This is a genomic window from Deltaproteobacteria bacterium (assembly GCA_005879535.1).
Lineage (GTDB): Bacteria > Myxococcota > Myxococcia > Myxococcales > 40CM-4-68-19 > 40CM-4-68-19.
In genome coordinates, this window is sequence record VBKI01000057.1 from 51,515 (window position 1) to 70,984 (window position 19,470).

Below are 19,470 nucleotides of genomic sequence, written 5' to 3' on the forward strand. Positions count from 1 at the left end.
AACAGAACGGGCGGGCGCGGCCTCGCCGCCGCTCAGCGAAGGGGCGTGTGGGCGTGCACCTGCCGGACCAGCGCTTTCACGCTCTCTACCGGCGTCCCAACCATCACACCGTGCCCGAGGTTGAAGACGTGCCCGGGTCCCGCCTGGTCGGCGAGCTCGAGGACGCGCGCAACGCGCTTCTCCTGCTCGCGCAGAGGCAGGAAGAGCGTCGCGGGATCGAGATTTCCTTGCAGCGCGACGCCGGGTCCGACCCGCCCGCGCGCTTCATCGAGCGGCACGCGCCAATCCACGCCGACGACGTCCGCGGCCGTCGCCGCGAGCTGCCCCAACAGCTCCCCGGTCTCGACGCCGAAGACGATCACCGGCTGCGGTTCAGAGCGGTCGCGCTTCAGGCCGGCGATCAGCCGCGCGACGTACGGCGCGCCGAACCTCGCGTAGTCCTCCGGGCCGAGCGCGCCGGCCCAGGAATCGAAGATCTGCAGGGCGTGCGCTCCCGCCGCGAGCTGCGCGTTGAGGTACGCGATCAGCGCGTCGGTGATCTTGCCCAGCAGCGTGTGCGCCAGCTTCTCGTCGGAGAAGATCGCCGCCTTCGCCTTCTCGAAGCCGCGCGAGGTCTTCCCCTCGATCATGTAGGCGGCCAGCGTCCAAGGCGCGCCGCAGAATCCGATCACCGGGACGCGGCCTCTGAGCGCCTTCAGGGTCCGGCGGATCGCCTCCATCACGAAGCCGAGCTTCTCCTCGGGGTCGGGCACGCGGAGCTTCTCGACGTCGGCCTGCGTCCCCAGCGGAGAGGGAAACTGCGGCCCCTGATCCTCCAGGATCAGCTCCATTCCCATCGCCTCGCAGAGCACGAGGATGTCGCTGAAGAGGATTGCGGCGTCGACCCCCAGGATGTCGACCGGCTGCAGCGTCACTTCCGCCGCCAGGTCCGGCGTCTTGCACAGCTCGAGGAAAGAGACCTTCGCGCGGACGGCCCGATACTCCGGCAGGTAACGCCCCGCCTGGCGCATCAACCAGATCGGCGTCTTGTCGACGGGACGCCGGCGGCAGGCATCGAGGAAACGATGCGACACGGGCCGCGATGTATCACGGGATCAGGACCGCCGTGCGACCTGCTGCAGCTCGAGGACCGACTGGCCGCCCTTCCAGACCCGGACGGCGCCGCTCGACTGCGACACGGAGATGGCCACCGCGTTGGTTTCGACGGTGATGGCCGCGGCGGCGGCGTGGCGGGCGCCGAGGCCCAGCGGGAGCTCGACGTTGCCTTCGCCGACCTGCAGATACCGTCCTGCAGCGAGCACGACGCCGTCCTCGCGGATCACGAACGCGCCGTCCAGCACCGCGAAGTTCTTGATCGCCTCGCGGATCTTCGGGTCGAGGACGTTCCGCTCCGCCTCGGAAATCCCCTGGAACGGATTGATGGTGAGCTGCTTGCTCTGCTCCATCACCGCCGTCGAGTCGCCGAGCACGAAGATGGTGCCGATCGGGTGGCCTTCGAAGCCTTCGTGCCCGATGGCCATCGCCAGCGAGACCAGCGCCTCCACCACCTGGGGGCTGAACTCGTCGCCGAGCCCCGACGTGTCGATGGATGCCTTCTCCTCGAACCCACGCCCGATCTGCAGGCGCACCACCGTGTCCGGCAGGCGCGACCCGGTGCGGCCGGTCAGGCAGATCACGTCCTCGCCATCGCGCAGTGCGTCAGCGGTGACCGCGGCGACCAGCGCTACTTTCACCTTCTCGATGCGCGAATAGTCGTAGGGTGGAACCGTGACGCAGACGTATCCTTGCTTCCGCAGGGTGAGCGCGAGTTGCTCCTCGCTCACGGCGTAGATGATCTTTTTCTTGATAGGCCGGCCGCGGATGTCATCCTTGGAGAGCGGAAGGTCGGTGACCAGCAGCAGATGGTCCACCGCGGGCTTGGCCGCGAGCGTCAGGATGCTGCGGAGAAACTCCCGATCGAGCTTGCTGTCGGCCATGAACGTTCGCCTTGACGGGACCCTACCGGGTTCCTAGTATCTCGCCTCTTTTTTACCGGCGGCTTTCGGAGCGACGATCGATGGCACCCAGTCGGGCAGCAGCGTTGCGCGGGGGCAGCACCTTGAACCAGAAGGACTTGAAGCGCTTCCGGAAGATCCTCGAGGAATCGAAGAAGAACCTCCTCCTCAGCGCGCGCAAGACGCTCAGCGAGGAAGCGGCCTTCGATACCGACGATCTGCCCGACGAGATCGATCTCGCTTCGTCGGAGTACACGCAGAGCATGGTCTTCCGGCTGCGGGACCGCGAGAAGTTCCTGCTGAAGAAGATCGACGACGCGCTGGCGCGCATCGAGAACGGCACCTTCGGGATCTGCGAGATCTGCGAGGAAGAGGTCTCCGTGAAGCGCCTGGAGGCGCGGCCGGTCACGACGATGTGCATCCGGTGCAAGGAAGAGCAGGAAAAGCAGGAAAAAAGCTATGGCTAGCACCTTGCCGTCCGCAGGACGGCAAGGAGGCTTTTAGACTCAACGCTACGCCTGCGCCGTCACATTGTGCTGGCCGGGGCCGCCAGTAATCCGCCGCGGCGCAATCGCGCAGCTCGCTTCCGTGTACTCCGGCAGCAGCTCCCGCATCGGATGATCCCCGCACGAGGGGCAATTCGGGTCCCGCGCGTACTTCACTTCGCGGAACTTCTGCTCGAGCGCGTCGTATAGGAGCAGCCTGCCGACCAGAGGCTCGCCCTTGCCGAGCACCAGCTTCACCGCTTCGACTGCCTGCACCAGCCCGATGATCCCCGGCAGCACGCCGAGGACACCGGCTTCCTGGCATGAGGGCGCGAGCTCCGGCGGCGGCGGCTCGGGGAAGAGGCAGCGATAGCACGGCCTTCCTCCGCCGGGGATGAACGTCGTCGCCTGTCCGTCGAAGCGGAAGATCGACCCGTGGACGTTGGGCTTCCCAAGGAGGACGCAGGCGTCGTTCACCAGATAGCGCGTCCCGAAGTTGTCCGAGCCGTCGACGATCACGTCGTACTTGGAGAACAGCTCGAGCGCGTTGTCGCGGGTCAGCCGCGTCCGGTGCTCGTCGACCGCGACGTCCGGGTTGAGCGCCTGCAACGTCTTCCGCGCCGACTCCGTCTTCGGCATCCCCACGCGATCGGTCGTGTGCAGGATCTGGCGCTGCAAGTTGGATTCATCGACGACGTCGTCGTCGACGATTCCCAGCCGCCCGACTCCCGCCGCCGCGAGATAGAGCGCGGTGGGCGAACCGAGACCGCCGGCGCCGATGAGCAGGACCTTCGCCTTGAGAAGCCTGGCCTGTCCTGCCTCGCCGACTTCAGGGATGAGCAGATGGCGGCTGTAGCGCGCGCGCTGCGCATCGGTGAGCCGCACCGGCGTCTCCAGCGGCAGGCCGGCGTCCTTCCACGCCGAGAACCCACCCGCCATGCTGCGCACGCGGGTGTATCCCATCTCCGCGAGCGTCTTCGCCGCCAGCAGCGAGCGGGTGCCGCCGGCGCAATAGAGGACCACGTCCGCGCCGCGGTCCGGCACCGTCTCTTCGATGCGCAGCTCGAGGTACCCGCGCGGAACGTGCTTGGCCCCCGGCAACATGCCGGCGTCGGTCTCCTGCTTCTCGCGGACGTCCAGGATGACCGGCTTGGGCGACTGGCGCGACAGCTCGAGGGGCTGGACTTCCGGCACCCGCGAGCGCGCGTCCTTGAGCAACTCCGATTTCGTCTTCATGGGCGACATCTTAGCTCACTGTGCAGCGCGTCAAGCCGGGCTTGTCCGGTACCGGACGACTGCACATCGTGTTCCACACGGAGGGGGGATGCACGACAGGCCGCATGGTTCCATCCTGCGACGCGCCGGACCGTTGATGCTCGCCCGGCTGGGGGTCGCGGCGCTGACCTTCGCCATCCCTCTGGTGCTGGCGCGGGTGCTGCTGCCGGAGAGCTATGGGACGTTCAAGCAGGCGTGGCTCCTCTCGAACACGCTCTTTCTCGTGTTGCCGCTGGGGCTCAACCAGAGCCTCGTCTACTTCGTCCCCCGCGAGCCCGGAAAGAAGCGCCTCTGGCAGTCGCACGCGTTGATCCTCACGACGGTCCTGGGGGCGGTCGCCGCCGCCCTGCTGCTGGGCTTCGGACCGCTCGTCGCCTCGGCGTTTCACAACCCCGAGCTGGCGGCCGTGATGCCGTACGTCGCCGCCTTCACGGCCTTCAAGCTGGCGGCGTCCTGCTTCGATCTGGCCTGGATGGCGGAAGGACGCATCAAGGCGAGCGCCATCGTACGGGTCGCGTCGGAAGGCTTCTATACCGCGTGCATGCTCGCAGGAGCGGTGTGGACGCGCAGCGTGGAAGGCGCGTTCGCTGGGGTGGTGATCGCCACGTTCGCCAAGGCGGCGGCCTGCTGGATGGCGCTTTCCGCCGGCGGCCTGCGCATCTCGCCGCGTGAACTCCGCCGCCAGCTCGCCTACGCGCTCCCGTTCGGCGCTGCCTTCGCGCTGATCATTCCGCAGCAGCAGTTCCACAGCTATCTGGTAAGCGCGAGCGTGACGGCGGCGGCGTTCGCCGTGTACGCGGTCGGCTGTTTCCAGCTGCCGGTCGTCGACATGCTCTATACGCCGGTCTCCGAAATCCTCCAGCTCGGGATCGCGGAGCACGAGGCCAAGGGCGACAACGAAGGCGCGCTCCGCCTGTTCCGGGAGGCGGTGGCCCGGCTGTCATTCGTATTCGTGCCCACCATGGTGCTCCTGGCCATCTCCGCACCGACGCTGATCAGCTTCCTCTTCACCGATCGATACCTCGCGGCGGTCCCCGTCTTCCGGCTGTCGATCATCTCCATCCCCATGGCGGCGCTCCCGCTCGACGGGGTCATGCGGGCGTGTGCCCAGAACAAGTTCATGTTCCGCATCAGCGTCCTGAAGCTGGGATTGACGGTGCCTCTGGCGTGGCTCGGGTTCCACGCGTTGGGTCCCATCGGCGCGCTGGGCGGCTGGATCTGCGCCGAGGAGACGTGCAGGTTCCTGCTCCTGCGCCGTGCGGCCCATCTCTTCGGCACCACCATCCTGGGCGCGCTGCCGCGGGAGCTCTGGTGCCAAACTGCGGCGGCCGTCCTCGCCGCGGTGCCGGGCGCCGTTGCGCTGCATCTGGCGGGTGGACCGCTTCTGGTCCAGTTGTGCACCGGTGGAATCGTCTTCGCCGTCGCCTACCTGGCGATCCTTCGCGCCCTGGGCGTGCTTCCGCCGGTGCGCGCGTGGATTCCGCAGAAGGCGCCCCTCGTCCTCATCCGCGAGGCGGCCTGATGCGAATCGCGTACGTCAACTACGGCAGACAGAGCGGGGTGACTCCCAACGTCACGCAGGTGTTGACGGCGCTCGGCCACCAGGTCGTTCCAGTGGATCCCACCGGCGTGCTCGCGCTGCGCAACGCCCGCACTCGTCTGCCGCGACCGACGCCGCGCGTGCTGATGTCCCTGGCGGCGAGCGCGCTGCGGCACGGGCCGCAGCTCATGCATCACCGCTGGAACACGGTCTATGCGTTCGACCAGCACTCGCGGCAGGCGGGCGAGCTGCTCGAGGCGCTGGCCCAGCCTCCCGACGTCGTGTTGCAGAACGGTGCGCTCTTCTCGCCTGGCCGATCGGCGAAGTTCTCCTACGTGTTGCTGCTCGACAACACCTGCCTTCTCGCCGAGCGGCAGCCGCCCGTGCCCGAGGCCGACATCGGCGCGCACATCCAGTTCGGCACCGCGTGGCTCCATCGCGAGCGCGACACGTACGAGCGGGCGATGGCGATCGCGACGTTCTCGGATCTCGTCCGGCGGTCGCTCATCGACGATTACGGCATCGATCCTTCCCGAGTGCACGTGGTGGGAGCCGGCGCGAACATCGTGCCGAAGGCGGAGGAGCCGCGGCGCAATGATGACGGGCGCACGCTGGTGTTCGTCGGGAAGGACGGCTGGCGGCGCAAGGGCGGGCCGGTCCTGTTGCGCGCGTTCGCGATCCTGCGGCAGTCGCGCCCCGATCTGCGTCTGCTGATCGCGGGACCGACCGAGCCGATCGAAACCGGTCCCGGAGTGACGAACCTCGGGCTCGTGCCGTTCGACGCCGTGGAGCGTCTGCTCTCGCAAGCGACGCTGTTCGTGCTCCCGACGCTGCGGGAGCCGTTCGGAATCGCGTTTCTCGACGCGATGCTCTGGAAGGTGCCGTGCGTGGGCACGCAGGTCGGCGCGGTCCCGGAGATCCTCGGCGACGCGGGAGTCTGGGTGCCGCCAGCCGATGCCGAAGCGCTCGCGGCGGCCGTCGGTGCTCTCCTCGACGATCCGCCGCGGCGCGCCGCGATGGGAGAAGCCGGCCGCCGGCGCGTCCTCGAGCGCGGGTACCTCTGGCCGGAGGTGGGAAAGCGCCTCTCGGCCATTCTCTCCCGCGCCGGCACCCGAAAGCGCGCCGCGTAAGGGCTACATCACCCACGAGCCGGCGACGAGCGAGAGGGTGTACGCCGCGGTGAGCGTCCAGGCGGAGAAGAGCGAGATGGGGAACAACCAATCGCGGAGGGTCTCCATGTTGAGACTCCTTTCGCCGTGGCATCAGAGCGAACTCCGTGCCAACGCGCTGCGAGGGAGAACGGCGCGCGCGCTGGGCTGACTGCGGGAAAGTCGGTCCCAGAAACGAACAGGGCTTGCGATCGCGAAGGATCGCAAACCCCGGTACAGCCCAAGCCGCAAGGCCTTTCCTGCGTCCGGCAGCGGCTATGCCGTCCGGCGGCGCCGGAAGACGAACAGCGCGAGGACGGGCACCGCCAGCCAGAGCGACTGCATGCCGGTGGTCGAGCATCCGCCACTGTTGGAGTTGGCGTCCAGCGTCGTCACGACCGGGTCGCTGCTGCAGGCGGTGGTGCCGCACGCGTTCTCCGCGCCCTTTCCGAGCGCGTGCAGGATCAGCGCGGCCAGCTCGGCGCGGGCGCTGTCCAAAGCCGCGGCGCTCGCCGTCGCCTGGTACGTCTTGGGGAACACGCCCGCCGCGATGGCCTTCGCCTGGGCGCCGACGCCGAGCGTCTTCGCCAGGTTCATCAGCTCGTAGTCCTCCATGCCGTCGCGGATGCCCTTCAGGCGGAGCGACTCCACCGGGATCTCCGTCTGGCCGCCGATCTTCGCGGGCGTGCCCGGGTAGAAGAGCGTTCCGTCGCCCGTGCCGCCGAACGCGCTCTGGCTCACCCACGGGTCGCCGTTGTTGAAGTACGACATGGTGACCTCGTAGTAGAGCTCGCCGGTCATGTCGTAGGTGAACGACATCCACTCCATGGCCCGGTTACGGGTGGCGTCGGAGTCGACCGCGTACGTGGGCCAGCCGGTCTCGCCGGAGCCGTCCAGGCCGCCGCCGACGCCGCTGCAGCCGAACGACATACAGCTCTGGTACCACCAGGTGTTCGCTCCGAACTTCGCGCGCTGGTTGCCGGCCTGAGCGCTGCCCGGCTTGCCTTCCACGTAGTTGACCACCGGGACGAACAGGTCGATGCCGCTGACGCCGTGGCTCTGCGCGTCCCACGTCGTGGTGGTGACCAGCGTGGGCATGCTCGAGTCGCCGGCGCGGACCTGCGAGACGCGGCCGGGGATGTCCGACCACTGGCAGGTGAGGGGCGGCTCGTCGCAGACGTAGTCGAACAGCGTCGTCGAGGTCCAACCCTTGCTCTTGAAGTGGTTCGACCAGGCCTTCACCACCGCCGCCGTCGTCGCGCCGTTCACGCTGACGGAGGTCAGCTTGGCGCCCTTCAGGCGGGTGTCGGCCGTGCCGTCCAGGAACGGGCTGACGTACTGATCGAAGATTCCCCAGTTCTCGTTGCCGGAGCTGTCCACCGTCGAGGTGAAGTACGGCTGGTGGATCGAGACGTGGTTGTCGAGCGCCGCCTGCACGTAGCGCGCGCGCAGCCGGTGATCGGAGTCGCCGCCGCCGCAGCTCCCGTCGCCGTGACCGATGCAGGGGCCGTTCCACGCCATGCCGAACGCCGTGCGCAACGTCGAGGTGGATGGCACCTCGAAGTCCCACACCGCCAGCTCGACGCGCACGTCCTGCGTCACGCCGCCGGTCACGTGCAGCGTGCCCGTGTACTTGCCGGCCGGCGTCGCCTGCGGAGCGTGCACGTCGACGAGGACCGCGCGGCTCTCGTTCGCCGGAACGCTGAAGGGGAACGCGTTGCGCTTCTCGCCCGCGATCGGATCGACGTCCGGGACCAGCGCGTCCGGCCACATGCCCGTCGCGCCGTCGCCGCCGGACTGCGCCGTCACGTTCAGCAGCGCCTCGCGGTAGAGGACCACGTCACGCCCGGAGATGGTGTGTCCGGCGCTGTCGCGGAGGGCGTCAAGGCTCATCGAGACGCTGTCGGCCTGGCCGGTGACGACCACCTGGAATGCTTCGAATTCGTTCTTCGCGGCGGCGATCTTCGCGGCTGCGGTGGCGCCGGCCGGGGGCTGCGCGCTGGGGCGGATCTTCTGCGCGGCCGGCGCGACCCAGACCTGGGCGGCGGATGCGGAACCGGCGGCGAGCAAAGCGACGAACAGGGGGAGCGACTTCACGGAGCCTCCTTGGTTGGCTGCTTCCCGGAACGGCGGGGGTTCCTCGTTCCGGCTGGCCAACTCAGGGGGCTTGCCGCTTATTGCACGTCAGGTGTGCTGCTCCATGCCCAAAGCAGGGCGATTCTCGGGTGGGCGGGGACTGGTGAGCACGTGTGCCTACAGGGCGGCACCTCTGCTGCTGCGCAGAGCACAGCGAGCGTATCGCGTCTGAATCGCGACCTGCGCCGGTTTCGTCGGACTTCAGGCGGTGGAGCGGTTCTGGCCTCGTGGAGCAGGCGGGGGAGCAGGCGCCACTCCGTTCGCCAGCTCGACGACACGAAGCGTCACCGCGAGGGGCTCCTCTCCGTCCGCGGGAGCGCATTGCGCCCTGCCTGGAGACGTCTCGTACCGGACGCTTCCGGCGTCCTTTACCAAACGCTGCCGGGGGTCGTCGGAGCGGCCGGGCGATGCATAGGTTGGCCGGCGTGCAGACCGCAACGTTGCAGGGCGTTCCCGAGGTCGCGGCGCGCAGGTGGCAAGCGGAAAAGGCGGCCCAGCTCGCCTTCTTCGCGACCGCGCTGTTCGCCGCCCAGCTCTATCTCTCGCCGGCCAGTTGGTTTCCGGTGCTCGAGCCGCTGCATCACGCGGCGATCCTCTCGGTGGTGGGGCTCGCTGCGCTCTTCTTGCGGCGCGTGCTCACCAACCGGCCGATCTGGATGGGATGGCGGACGGCGCTTCTGGCGGTCTACGCCGGCGCGGCGGTGCTCTCGCCGATGTGGTCGATCTCGCCCGCGGCCTCGACGGCGGGCGCGCTCGAGGTGGTCAAGCACTTCCTCTTCTTCCTGGCGGTCGCGAACGCGATTGACACACCCCGCCGGCTCCGCATCGCGCTCGGGATGTACGCCCTGGCGGCAATCGTGCCGGGGTGGGGCACTTTCAACAACTGGATCCACGACGAGCTCCTGGTGGACGGGTTCCGCGGCCGCTGGCTCGGGGTGCTCGGCGATCCGAACCACGACTCGATGGCGCTGGTCGGCGCGCTTCCCCTCCTGCTCTTCTTCATCATCGGTCGCGGGCACAAGTGGCCGCTGCGCATCGTGGCGGCGGTGGGCTCCGCGGGGTGCATCGCCGGGATCATCGCCACCCACTCGCGCGGCGGTTCGATCGGGCTCGCCGCCGTCGTGGTGATGTTCGCGCTGCTCTCGCGCCGCAAAGCGCTGGCGGCGGTCGCGGTGATGATCGCGGCGGCGGGAATGATGCTGTTCGCGCCGGCGAGCTTCTGGCAACGGAACGAGACCACCGCGCTGGGCGCGGAGGACCTCTCCATCGAGGGACGGCTGCAGGCATGGCAGGTGGCGGAACGCGCCTTCCAGGAGCGGCCGCTGCTGGGTGTGGGCGAGAGCGCCTTCCTCGACGCGTGGAACCAGTACGCGCCCATCGACTCGAATCGGGTGTTCGGGCACCGGTACGTGGCCCACAACCTCGTGCTCGAGGTCCTCGCCCAGCTCGGTGTGATTGGCCTCTTCGGCCTGCTGGGCTTCATCTTCGCTTGTCTCTGGTCGGCGTGGAGCGCGCGAAACGGCGAGCTGGGGGGCGAGGCGCGCGCGGTGCTCGCCGCCTTGCTCGGCTATCTCATCTGCCAGATGTTCTCCGGCTACTCGACGAGCTGGTTCCTGTACGCGCTCTGCGGCTTCGCGACGTGCTGCCAGGCGTGGGCGACGCGGCAGCCGCAGGAGACGGTGTGAACGAACCGGTCGGGATCCTCCGGCTGGTCGATCCGTTCCGGGCGGCCGACGCTTGGGTCCGGGTGGCGCCGCGCGGATACAGGGTCGCGGTCGAGCAGATTTCCTGGCCTCCTCGGGCGGCCGACGTGACGCGGATCGCGGCGGTGGCGGCCCGCGAAGGCGCGCGCATCGTCCATGCGCACGGGCATTGGGCGAACCTGCTCGCGGTTCCGGCGGCGCGCGCCGTCCGGGCGCGGGTCGTCTGCACGCGCGGCGCAGGCGCGACGCTGGCAGAGTCGCTCGCGATCCGGGCGGCGGACGCGGTGATGTGCCATTCGCGCGAAGAGCGCGACCGCTGCGTGCGCCGCGAAGCGATCGCGGCGGACAGGGTCTGCGTGGTGCATCCCGGCGTGGACGTGTCGCGGTTTGCGGCGCGGGCACCTGAGGCGACGCCGCTCCTCGTCGCCGTGGGCGCGCTCTTCGCCCGCAACGGCCACCTCGATCTCCTGGAGGCCGTCGCGCGCGTGCGCGTGCTGGTGCCGCATCTGCGGGTGATCTGCGCGGGCGAGGGGCCGATGCGTCCCGCCCTGCAGCAGCGCGTCGCTTTCTTCGGCCTGGGCGAGGCGGTGCAGCTCGCCGGACACGTCACCGACATCCCATCCCTGCTGGCCCGGGCGCACGTCGCCTGGACTCCCGGCATCCGGTCGACGATCGAAGCGATGGCCGCGGGTATCCCCACCGTGTCGCCCTGGCTTGAATTGATTGGGGCAGACATCGCCACGCCGCGCGGCGACGGGACCGCGATCGCCGACCGGCTGTTCGCCTTCCTGAAGGACCGGAAGATCGGACCGTCGCTGCGGAAGCGGGCGGAGAAGGAGTTCTCGCTGGACGCCGTCCGTGCGCGTCTGGGCGCGCTCTACGACGCGTTGCTTGGTGCCCAGCGCGCCGCGGCGTGAAGGCCGCGGGTTGAATTGACACTGGCAGTCGATCGCGCTACATCGCGGCGCCGCCTCGGGCTCCCAGGCCCTTCGGGCGCGTCGAAAATCGGGGCATTAGCTCAGCTGGGAGAGCGCCGCAATGGCATTGCGGAGGTCGCCGGTTCGATCCCGGCATGCTCCACCAACAAAAGCTCCGGATAACAGCTGGTTCTGGTTGCGAGCGTATCGCTTGAGTGGATCTATGCAGCGGGCCGGCTAAAGCCTGGCTAACGAACTTCTTTCGTTCGGACCGGCAGCGCCAATCGCGACGTGCCACCGGCCGCCGATACGCACGGCGCCGGCGACTGAACCGCGCTCGATGCGGGAACGAAGAGCCTTCGGCGTGAGACCGAGCCGCTGAGCCGCTTGTGCGAGCGGCATCAATCTCGTGCTCTGACGAGAACGCAGCTCGGCTCGATGATCGGCGAAGGCGGCGTACAACTCCTCGCGGATGACGCCGCGGACGAGATCGCCAAATGCCGCCGCGAGATTCTTACCGGCTCGGTCGGCGCGGTTTACGGCAGGACCGGCGCTTTCAGCTGTGCCACGCGAGCCGGAAAGCTCGCCCCGGCGCCGGCCGACGTCCCCGACAGCAAAGACGGCGGCGTCTTGAGAAGCCGTCCGGCTTCCTCGGCGCCGGCGGTGCGCTCAGTTCTCGCGTTCCGCCCGCCGGCCCCCTTCATGAGCTCGGCGACCGCGGCCGCGAGAGTCGTCATGGGGACGGGCGCGACAGAGCGTCTCCGTTCGCCTGCGCTCTTGTACGTCCACCGCAGCCTCCAGCTCAGCCGCGCTTAGCTGGTCCCTTCTTCGCTACGGCCAGCGCCTGTGTCGCGATCAGCTGCCGGTACCGTGCGTCGAGCAGCGATCGGAAGTAGTCCTCGCGGTTGAGCCCGAGCTCCTTCATGTCGTCGGTCATCGTCTGCGCCATCTCGCGCGCGACATTGTGGAAGAAGAAGATCTCCAGGGCGGCCCGGATCGAATGCGCGAAGGGACGGCCGCGTTCCTCGCTGTCCTTGCGGGCGCGGTCGAGTAGAGGCGAAGGAAGCCTCATGGTTACGACCTCGAGCTCCTCCGTCGGCGTCTTGGACATTGAGCTCCCTCGAATACGATTGTATGTACTATTAGCATGCAGTTCAGATGCACACGGCAGAGCCGCGACACATGCTCCCTTCGCATGGATTGCGTCGCACGCGGCCGGCTGACCTCCCTTCGTGGGAGGAGCTCAACGTGGGGAGGAGTCGCGTGGAGAAGCGACGACTTTCGCCGGACGCCATCGTCGAGCTGCGCGCCGAGAGGACGCGCGTCTTCGTCGACGATGAAATGGGCTTTGGGTCGCTCCCGAGGAGCGCCGAAAACGCGCGCGCCTGGGCATTCGCGAGACTGACGCGGTACGCATCGTTCATGGTGCGAGGGGGCAATCGCACGCTCTACGCGCAGAAGTATCCAGTCCGCTGGAAGGCAAAGCTCGTTCTGCTCACTCCCTCCGAAGAGCGCGCGTCAACCCTCACCGAGGTCATCACCGAGTGGCAAGAGGTCAACCGCTCCGTACCGCTCGTCGCGAGGGCGCTCACGATGCGGCACGCTGCAGGCGATGGAGCAGACGCCTGCCTGCGATCAGCTGCCGTCCTGGCGGTCGCTCGCCGGTGCTCGACAAGAGCCAGCCAGGGTCCTGCTCGCCTCACTTCCGCCGGGTGCACGAGCGCTTAATTTAATTTCCTGATCGAGGCCGGAGACGCGACGTCGCCCGGCCCCGCGTCCATGGGGGGGAGGGCCGCGGTGAAGAGATGGCGGGAGCGCCTGGGGCGCTTCTTCGAGTTCGAGGGCACTCGGGACCGCATCCGTTCCATGGAGGGGCTCCGCGGGCTGGCGGTCGCGCTGGTGTTCTTCGTGCACTACGAAGGGCTGTTTGGCGGGTGGGTCGCGCCAGGCACCGCCTCGGCGAAGGCGGCGACGTTCCTCGCGACCGTCGGCCACACGGGCGTCGATCTGTTCTTCGTGCTGAGCGGCTACCTGATCTACGGCGCGGTCATCAAGATGCGCGAGAACCGCGGCGGGTACGCGAGCTTCATGCGCCGCCGCGTGCGCCGGATCCATCCCACGTTCCTGGTGATGCTCGCCGTCTACGTCGCCTTGTCGATCTTCGCCCCGGGCGAGAGCAGGCTGCCGGTAGGTCGTGGCGCCGCGCTGGTCTACGTGATCGAGAACGCGCTGTTGCTGCCGATCCTGTTCGACGTGACGCCGCTGATCACGGTGTCGTGGTCGCTCAGTTACGAGATCTTCTACTACGCGATGCTCCCCCTGCTGGTCGGCGTTTTCGGAATGCGCCGGTGGCAGCCGCGCACCCGTGTGCTGGCGTTCGGGGGTCTCGCGGCCGGTTACGTCGTCGCCTGCTTCCTCGGCGCGAGGCACGTCCAGCTCATCCTCTTCGTCTCTGGCATCTTCGTGTACGAAGCCTGCCACTCCGAGCGCTTCGCCCGGCTCCTGTCGCGAGCCGGCGCGCAGTGGATCGGCGCGGGCGCGCTGGCGGCGTTCCTGCCCATCGCGTTCGTCGTCGTCACTGGCCAGGTGCTAGGCCTTCCCACGTCGGTCGCGGGGCGGTACATCGCTTGCGCGATCTGGCTGTTCGTCGCGCTCTTCGTCGTGACCCTGGTGGTGTTCCGCGCGTCCGGGCCGCTGCGCGGGTTGTTCTCCGTGGCTCCCCTGCGCTGGCTCGGGAACATGAGCTACTCGTACTACCTGATGCACAGCCTCGCCCTGAAGGGTCTCGCGCTCGCGATCGCCCGCGCGCGCCCCGGCTGGAATCCCGGCAGCGCTGGGCATTGGGTGTTCGTCCCGATCGCGTTCGCGGTGACGCTCGTCAGCTCCGCCGTGCTGTTCGCGGCGGTCGAGAAGCGCTTCAGCCTGGCTGCGCCACGGCCCGCTCCGGCCGGGGCGCAGCCCACAGTCCTGGCGCTAGAGGCTGCTCCCGCGCGCTGAGGCACGGCACGACAGCACCGGCACTACTTGTCGTGCCCCTCGTGCTCTCGTCGCGGAGGAGCCCTCTGATCTCTCCATTGGGCCACCGGGTGGAGTGGAGGTTCACGTACGTGACCCCTCCGCGGATGGCGTTGACCAATTCTGCGAATTGCCCTGGCTCGATTCCTTGAGCCGTGGGACCGACGACGTTCATGGCGCGGATGGTGCCTTCGACAGTGGCCGACTTCCCAGGCGCCGGCTGCGGGCAGACCGGAGTCCCAGCGGGCCCATTGCCCAGATTGGTGCAGAGGAACGCGGCGATTCCGCCGTTGACCGATGGCTGCCCGAAATGGATGTGCGATTGCAGCACGGAGCCGCCCTCGATGTCTCTGTAGGCGAGCTTGTAAACGATCTTGGGTCCGTCGACGTGCCTGCCCTGCGAGCAGTGACAATGCGGCGATCAGAACCAATCCACCCAGGCGCGACCAAGGCGACCAAACGGACCTTATCTGTCCTTCACCACTCGCCTCGCTCGCACTGCTCCCGCGTATCCGATACGTGTTCTAGGCGCGACCGCCTTTCAAACGCGCCCTCGTCCGAGCGCCCGCTCTCCGCAAGCGCCGCGACGGTTGCAAGGGCCCGCACGCCGTGTCCAGATTGCCTTCGACCCGCGTCGGAGGCGCCCATGCGCCGAATCCAGCTCGCGCTCGCAGCGTTGATGCCAGCCCTCTTCGTCGGAGCCTTGCGGTGCGGCTCGAGCCATTCCGGCTCGCCGTCTGTCGGTCCCGCAGTAGATGGTGGCGGCGCCGGCGGGGGCGGTGGGGGCGGAGGCGCCCCGGATGCCGGAGGTGGCGGTGGGGGTGGAGGCGACCAGCCGGATGCCGGAGGTGGCGGCGGAGGTGGGGGCGGCGAGCCGGATGCCGGAGGTGGCGGCGGGGGTGGGGGCGGCGAGCCGGATGCGGGAGGTGGCGGCGGCGGCGGCTCACCAGACGAATGCGCGGGGCTCTCACCGGCCGCCGTAGGGGCGCCATCGGCATCGGTGGGGCTCAGTGCTGGTCGATTCGAGATATGTCGGACGGGATCGAGCGATGGGTTCGGCGTCGTCGCGCTGATCGTCGACAGCCGGTTTGATGTGATTCCACGCCGCAGTAGCGTGTTTCTGTTCGACTCGTCCGGTAACAGCCGGGGCACGTACTCCGGACCGGACCAGCGGAGCCCAGGCGATCCGGCGTTCACGTTTCTTACCGAGCAGCTCGCCGGCTTCGAGCTGAGAAACTGGGACCCCGATACGGGTAGTGAGGTGGTAGCGATCGACGGCACAGGATCAGTCGTGGGCAGCACGAGAACGATCAATGCGGTATTTGTGCTCGTGGCGATCGATCCATTGGGCGGAGTCGTCGTCTCCTCGGTGCCGCGCGATTCGTCGCCTACGCGAGCCATCGCCGCGTACGACGATCGCGCCCGGCTCCGCTGGCGAACCGAACTCCCCTCGTCCGACGCGATCGTCGCGGTCGGCGTCGATCGGCAGGGGAACACGCTTGCGCTGGTGGACGGCTCCAGCCGCTACGGGAGCGGCAAGCTCGCGGGCGTCTGGCTGGACCATTCCGGGCGCGCGGGGAGCGTATTCGAGGCTGCCGACATTGGAGATTCGCCGCGAGGAGCTCTCCTGCTCACGCCCCGCGTCGAGAGCGGTCTGTTCTTGCGCCGGAGCGACGGCGCATGGATACGGCAGTTCGACGCGTTCGGTCCGGGCCAGCCGCCCCCGAGCTGGCTCGAGGCGCGCGCCTCCACGACGCTGCACATGGCGCGGGGCGGCCGGGCCTACGCGGTGATTTCGCCCCCGCCCCCGACATCGGGCGGCGCGTGCCAGGCCACGATCGAAGTCGTCGCGCCCTCGGGAAAGACCTGTGGCACCGCGGTATTCCCGGGCGAGCAGAACGCCTTTAACGGCTTTTGCACCGCCTCGTTGACGGTCGGCTACGACGGGACGGTGATCGAGAAGCTGGACGAGCGGTCCACGGGGGCCGGCGGCGGCAGGGTCTGCGGGTTCAGCTGGTGGACCGGCTTCCTCCAGTGAACCTCCGCCGCGACCTCGCGCGCTAACGCTCCTTGCCACGCATGGAGCGGAAGAGCTCTTTCAGATTTTCGCGGTCCTAGTCGGTCGCGTCGGTGAACTCACCGCCGCTCTTCAGCCACTCGCCGCCGTCGATGCGATCCGATGCGCCTCGACGTGCGTAGTGAGCGCGGAGCGCGCACCGTATCGGTAGGCGTCGATGTCCTTCGCCTGAGGGTTCGTGTACTCGGCGCAGAAGCGGTCGATGAGCGCGCTTAGCGTGATCCGCTTCGCTCTGATCGTTTCGCCGGTCGGCTTCGCCGCGATGCCGACCTTGCCGTTCGCGACATTGGTCTCCGCGGCCGCCAGTTGGATCTTCGCCTGCCCCATCGTCGTGCCGTTCGGACAAGCGACCCACTTCTGCCGCCCGTCGAGACCTTGAAGACGATGTAACGGCGAACCTTGCCGCCCTCGGTCCGCTTCCGACCGACGATGCTGCCCATCACCCTCCGCGCACGTCGAGGCGCGGCGGCATGATAGCGGCTCGTGGCTAAAGCCTGGCTAAAAAAAGTTGCGACTTCGCGGGGTGCGGACCGCCCTGGCCATCCTGCGTCAATCAGGCGCGAATTTGAGAGTGATGACGATGTTCTTCCGGCAGATTTGGTGGGGCGAGATGGGACGCGGATCGCCCCGTCACACCCCATGCCTTCCAAGATGGCATTGCCGAGGTCGCCGGTTCGATCCCGGCATGCTCCACCACTCTAGAAAACCCTTTGTCGCGCGAGTCGCTGATCGTGCCAGTGGGTCAGTTAGTGGATCAGTTTGGACACAACGCGCCTAGAGATACTCCTGGAAAACGCGCACACTGAACTGATCTCTGAACGAGGAAAGCTCAGGCTCCGCCGCGCAGTGCTCGACCGCGAGCTTGGCTGCGGAGACGTGCGGCTACTCGTCGGGAACTGTCAAGACAGGACACGGCTGCCCGCCATCAGGAAGCCACGCGGCCGTTCCTCCGTCGCCCTGCCTGCAACTCCAACCCATGTCGAGTCTTCCGATGCCTCCGTCCGATGAACGGTCGGAAGGATAGAAGATGTAGTGGCGGGGTCCGGGCGCGTCGTACCCAAACTGCACCGTCGCGCCATCTGGAACGCCCATGTCCTCGCTCAGCTGCGACTCCACTCGGAACTCGGTAGGACCATCGCTACAACTACTCCCAAAAATGATTTGGGCGTGTCCTTTCGCCCCGAACCGCTTGCGGAGATCGCCGATAGAGTAGTGGCCATCCAACGTGTCGCCACCGCCCTCGCCTTCGAGCAACGTCACGAATATACGTGGCCGCACCTTCGCGCGGTAGCGGCACAATTGGCTTTCGAGAATGTTCGAGCGTGCCACTGGTACGACCGTCAGCGTTCTGCCGTCTGCGAGCGAGAGCGTCGTCGCAACGCCCGGTCGCGACGCAGCGACCGCGTCCTGCATCTCGTCGATGCGCGACACCTTCTCGGCGCCGACGTGTGTGACACATTCCCCCTGCCTCAGACCGGCCTGGGCGGCGGGTCCATCAGGGAGAACGAGGAGCGCCCTGACGCAGCCCTCGCCATCCTCCAAACCGATTCCCAAGAAGCTCTGTCCTGCTTCATGCGTCACGGCGAGAAGAATGAGAAGGGGTAGCAAGGGTTTCATCGACGCAGCGATGATTCTGCACGGAATAGCAACTTCGTGTCACGCCAGCGCGGTGTGCTGTGTAACGGCGGGAACCCGGTGTTACAGCTAACATCTCCGAAGGACCCCGATGCTTGCACCAGGAGCAACGACGCCTGCTTCTATCGACTGGAATCGGTGACGAAGAGCGGGCGGTCGTCCGTGAAGCTGAGGCTTTTCAGGAACGGCGCTACCTCGCTACTGTCGAGATGAAACGCATGCTCGCCGGCGACGTACCGCTCGCTGTAGCTCACGTCGATGAGGTATTGCGGCCAGCGCGGGTGCAAGCAGCGATATCCGCGCACCTCCAGCGTAACCGACTTTCCGGGCGCGTCGGGGACGATGTTCTCGACGCCGAATTCGTATTTCACGCACTGAGCGCCGAGAATCGTGTCGAGCATCGTGCTCTTCGCCAGCACCCGGTGACGCCCGTCTACGTACGAGTCGGCCAAGCGTTCCGCCTGCTCCTTCTCGAATTGCAGGAAGTCGTCCGCGCCGGCAAACATTCTCCACCCCACGTCCCAAATGTGAACCTCGGCTTCAGTCGTGTGAACGTCGGGTGTATCAGCGTGATCGACCACTTTTGCGAATCGCGCGACGAGGTAGATCGGTGCCGGATCTGCCGGAACCGGCGGCATGGCGAACCAGCCAGGACCAGTCGGCGGCAGCACCGAGAAGCCACGGAACTGAATCCGCCGCGTCGGATCCGTGATCCTCACCGGCTGCGATCCAGGCCACGTCCGACTCGATGCGGCCGCGCAAGCGGCAATCGAAAGTGCGGCGGCGACCATCGGGAGGGCGCGAGGAAATGGTGGCATGGGGTGCGTGGACTCTACCCGAGGTCGCCGTACCGCGAGCGTGTCGTGGCGCCCATGGAGCGCGATAGGCTGATCGAGCCGACGAAGGCGGGGCTGGCTCGGACGCGCGCGCAAGGACGTGTTGGAGGCCGTCCCCGGAAGCACTCCCACTGGTCAAGGCGGCTTTGAAGAGCTCGACCAGGGCGCCAGCTACGACAGGACGTGTGGAAGCGATATGGCGTGCCGGCATCGACGTTGCGCCGGTACAGGGCGGCGCTCAGGATAAACGGGCCGGTAGGACCTACAATCTAGACCAGGGCAGCGGGAAGAGCGCGAGCCCTACCAGGAGCGCAACCGCCACGGCCATGGGCAAGACTGCTCGACGGCGGCGCCCGGCGGGTCCTCGCGCAAGTTGCACTGCTCCCCCGACAATCAAGAACAGGGACGCCGCGGGTAGAAGGACGAAATGGCAAGTCACGTACAAGAATCCCCAGTCTCCTGTTGCCCTCTCGCCAGTACCGAAGGCGAGTGGAAGAACCTCGGGTACGAAGCCCAGCGCAAGCAGGCCGACAAATCCCGGCCAGTCAACCCACTTATCGAGGAACGTTCGCCCCTCCATCTTGCTGACTCTATCTTTTCGGGCGCGGATGGTGCGCTCAAAGAGTTCGCCAGGAGCAATCCGCCGCGCCAACGTGGAAGCAGGACCCGGAGAAGCGGCGGTTTCTGAGCGCCGGCGAGAAGCCGGTCA

The 19,470-nt window shown here is 67.7% G+C and carries 18 protein-coding genes, 1 tRNA gene and 1 pseudogene; 9 read left to right on the top strand and 11 right to left on the bottom strand.

Going from position 1 to position 19,470, the window contains the following annotated elements; all coding sequences use genetic code 11:
• Positions 1-32: 32 nt before the first annotated feature.
• The gene (gene hemE / locus E6J58_08680) at positions 33-1,073 is read right to left on the bottom strand and encodes a uroporphyrinogen decarboxylase (protein ID TMB38618.1); all 1,041 of its coding nucleotides are present in this window, start codon (positions 1,071-1,073) and stop codon (positions 33-35) included.
• A 21-nt stretch (positions 1,074-1,094) separates the two neighbouring features.
• Positions 1,095-1,976, bottom strand: coding sequence for a hypothetical protein (locus E6J58_08685; protein ID TMB38619.1), 882 nt, complete (start codon positions 1,974-1,976; stop codon positions 1,095-1,097).
• Positions 1,977-2,098: 122 nt separating this feature from the next.
• On the opposite strand from E6J58_08685, the gene E6J58_08690 reads away from it, so the two are divergent.
• Positions 2,099-2,461, top strand: coding sequence for a conjugal transfer protein TraR (locus E6J58_08690; GenBank protein ID TMB38637.1), 363 nt, complete (start codon positions 2,099-2,101; stop codon positions 2,459-2,461).
• A 45-nt stretch (positions 2,462-2,506) separates the two neighbouring features.
• Here the strand turns inward: E6J58_08690 and moeB are convergent, their stop codons facing one another.
• Positions 2,507-3,724 (bottom strand): molybdopterin-synthase adenylyltransferase MoeB, encoded by a 1,218-nt coding sequence (gene moeB / locus E6J58_08695; protein ID TMB38620.1) that lies wholly within the window; start codon positions 3,722-3,724, stop codon positions 2,507-2,509.
• Here moeB and E6J58_08700 point away from each other — a divergent pair.
• Together E6J58_08700 and E6J58_08705 are read left to right on the top strand one after the other, a co-directional pair.
• Complete coding sequence (locus tag E6J58_08700; protein TMB38621.1) at positions 3,621-5,276, top strand: polysaccharide biosynthesis protein; 1,656 nt, start codon at positions 3,621-3,623, stop codon at positions 5,274-5,276. The genes moeB and E6J58_08700 overlap by 104 nt on opposite strands.
• The gene (locus tag E6J58_08705; GenBank protein ID TMB38622.1) at positions 5,276-6,424 is read left to right on the top strand and encodes a glycosyltransferase family 4 protein; all 1,149 of its coding nucleotides are present in this window, start codon (positions 5,276-5,278) and stop codon (positions 6,422-6,424) included. The genes E6J58_08700 and E6J58_08705 overlap by 1 nt, the downstream gene beginning before the upstream one ends.
• A gap of 294 nt (positions 6,425-6,718) precedes the next feature.
• Here the strand turns inward: E6J58_08705 and E6J58_08710 are convergent, their stop codons facing one another.
• Positions 6,719-8,539: a DUF4091 domain-containing protein gene (locus tag E6J58_08710; GenBank protein ID TMB38623.1), complete on the bottom strand. Its 1,821-nt coding sequence runs from the start codon at positions 8,537-8,539 to the stop codon at positions 6,719-6,721.
• A gap of 446 nt (positions 8,540-8,985) precedes the next feature.
• On the opposite strand from E6J58_08710, the gene E6J58_08715 reads away from it, so the two are divergent.
• The 3 genes from E6J58_08715 (at position 8,986) to E6J58_08725 (ending at position 11,364) form a co-directional block, all read left to right on the top strand.
• The gene (locus E6J58_08715; GenBank protein ID TMB38624.1) at positions 8,986-10,263 is read left to right on the top strand and encodes a polymerase; all 1,278 of its coding nucleotides are present in this window, start codon (positions 8,986-8,988) and stop codon (positions 10,261-10,263) included.
• Positions 9,864-11,198, top strand: a complete 1,335-nt coding sequence (locus tag E6J58_08720; protein ID TMB38625.1) for a glycosyltransferase — start codon at positions 9,864-9,866, stop codon at positions 11,196-11,198. The genes E6J58_08715 and E6J58_08720 overlap by 400 nt, the downstream gene beginning before the upstream one ends.
• 90 nt (positions 11,199-11,288) lie before the next feature.
• Positions 11,289-11,364 (top strand) — tRNA-Ala (locus E6J58_08725).
• A 370-nt stretch (positions 11,365-11,734) separates the two neighbouring features.
• Here E6J58_08725 and E6J58_08730 read toward each other — a convergent pair.
• Positions 11,735-11,935, bottom strand: coding sequence for a hypothetical protein (locus tag E6J58_08730; GenBank protein TMB38626.1), 201 nt, complete (start codon positions 11,933-11,935; stop codon positions 11,735-11,737).
• Positions 11,936-12,000: 65 nt separating this feature from the next.
• Complete coding sequence (locus E6J58_08735; protein ID TMB38627.1) at positions 12,001-12,309, bottom strand: hypothetical protein; 309 nt, start codon at positions 12,307-12,309, stop codon at positions 12,001-12,003.
• A gap of 137 nt (positions 12,310-12,446) precedes the next feature.
• On the opposite strand from E6J58_08735, the gene E6J58_08740 reads away from it, so the two are divergent.
• Together E6J58_08740 and E6J58_08745 are read left to right on the top strand one after the other, a co-directional pair.
• Positions 12,447-12,926 carry a hypothetical protein gene (locus tag E6J58_08740; protein TMB38628.1) on the top strand — a complete coding sequence of 160 codons (480 nt, stop codon included), beginning with the start codon at positions 12,447-12,449 and terminating at the stop codon, positions 12,924-12,926.
• A 51-nt stretch (positions 12,927-12,977) separates the two neighbouring features.
• Positions 12,978-14,195 carry an acyltransferase gene (locus E6J58_08745; GenBank protein ID TMB38629.1) on the top strand — a complete coding sequence of 406 codons (1,218 nt, stop codon included), beginning with the start codon at positions 12,978-12,980 and terminating at the stop codon, positions 14,193-14,195.
• Here E6J58_08745 and E6J58_08750 read toward each other — a convergent pair.
• Positions 14,116-14,586, bottom strand: coding sequence for a CHRD domain-containing protein (locus E6J58_08750; GenBank protein TMB38638.1), 471 nt, complete (start codon positions 14,584-14,586; stop codon positions 14,116-14,118). The genes E6J58_08745 and E6J58_08750 overlap by 80 nt on opposite strands.
• Positions 14,587-14,963: 377 nt before the next feature.
• Positions 14,964-15,152: pseudogene (locus tag E6J58_08755) on the bottom strand (isocitrate dehydrogenase (NADP(+))).
• 352 nt (positions 15,153-15,504) lie between these two features.
• Here E6J58_08755 and E6J58_08760 point away from each other — a divergent pair.
• On the top strand, positions 15,505-16,251 hold the full coding sequence (locus E6J58_08760; GenBank protein TMB38630.1) for a hypothetical protein: 747 nt from the start codon (positions 15,505-15,507) through the stop codon (positions 16,249-16,251).
• A 111-nt stretch (positions 16,252-16,362) separates the two neighbouring features.
• Here E6J58_08760 and E6J58_08765 read toward each other — a convergent pair whose 3' ends face one another.
• The 3 genes from E6J58_08765 to E6J58_08775 all read right to left on the bottom strand — a co-directional run bounded on the left by E6J58_08765 (position 16,363) and on the right by E6J58_08775 (position 18,563).
• Positions 16,363-16,617 carry a hypothetical protein gene (locus E6J58_08765; protein TMB38631.1) on the bottom strand — a complete coding sequence of 85 codons (255 nt, stop codon included), beginning with the start codon at positions 16,615-16,617 and terminating at the stop codon, positions 16,363-16,365.
• Between the two features lie 555 nt (positions 16,618-17,172).
• The gene (locus E6J58_08770) at positions 17,173-17,907 is read right to left on the bottom strand and encodes a PDZ domain-containing protein (protein ID TMB38632.1); all 735 of its coding nucleotides are present in this window, start codon (positions 17,905-17,907) and stop codon (positions 17,173-17,175) included.
• Positions 17,908-18,047: 140 nt separating this feature from the next.
• A complete protein-coding gene (locus tag E6J58_08775) occupies positions 18,048-18,563 on the bottom strand; it encodes a hypothetical protein (GenBank protein TMB38633.1) in 516 nt (171 codons plus the stop codon).
• Positions 18,564-19,470: the final 907 nt, after the last annotated feature.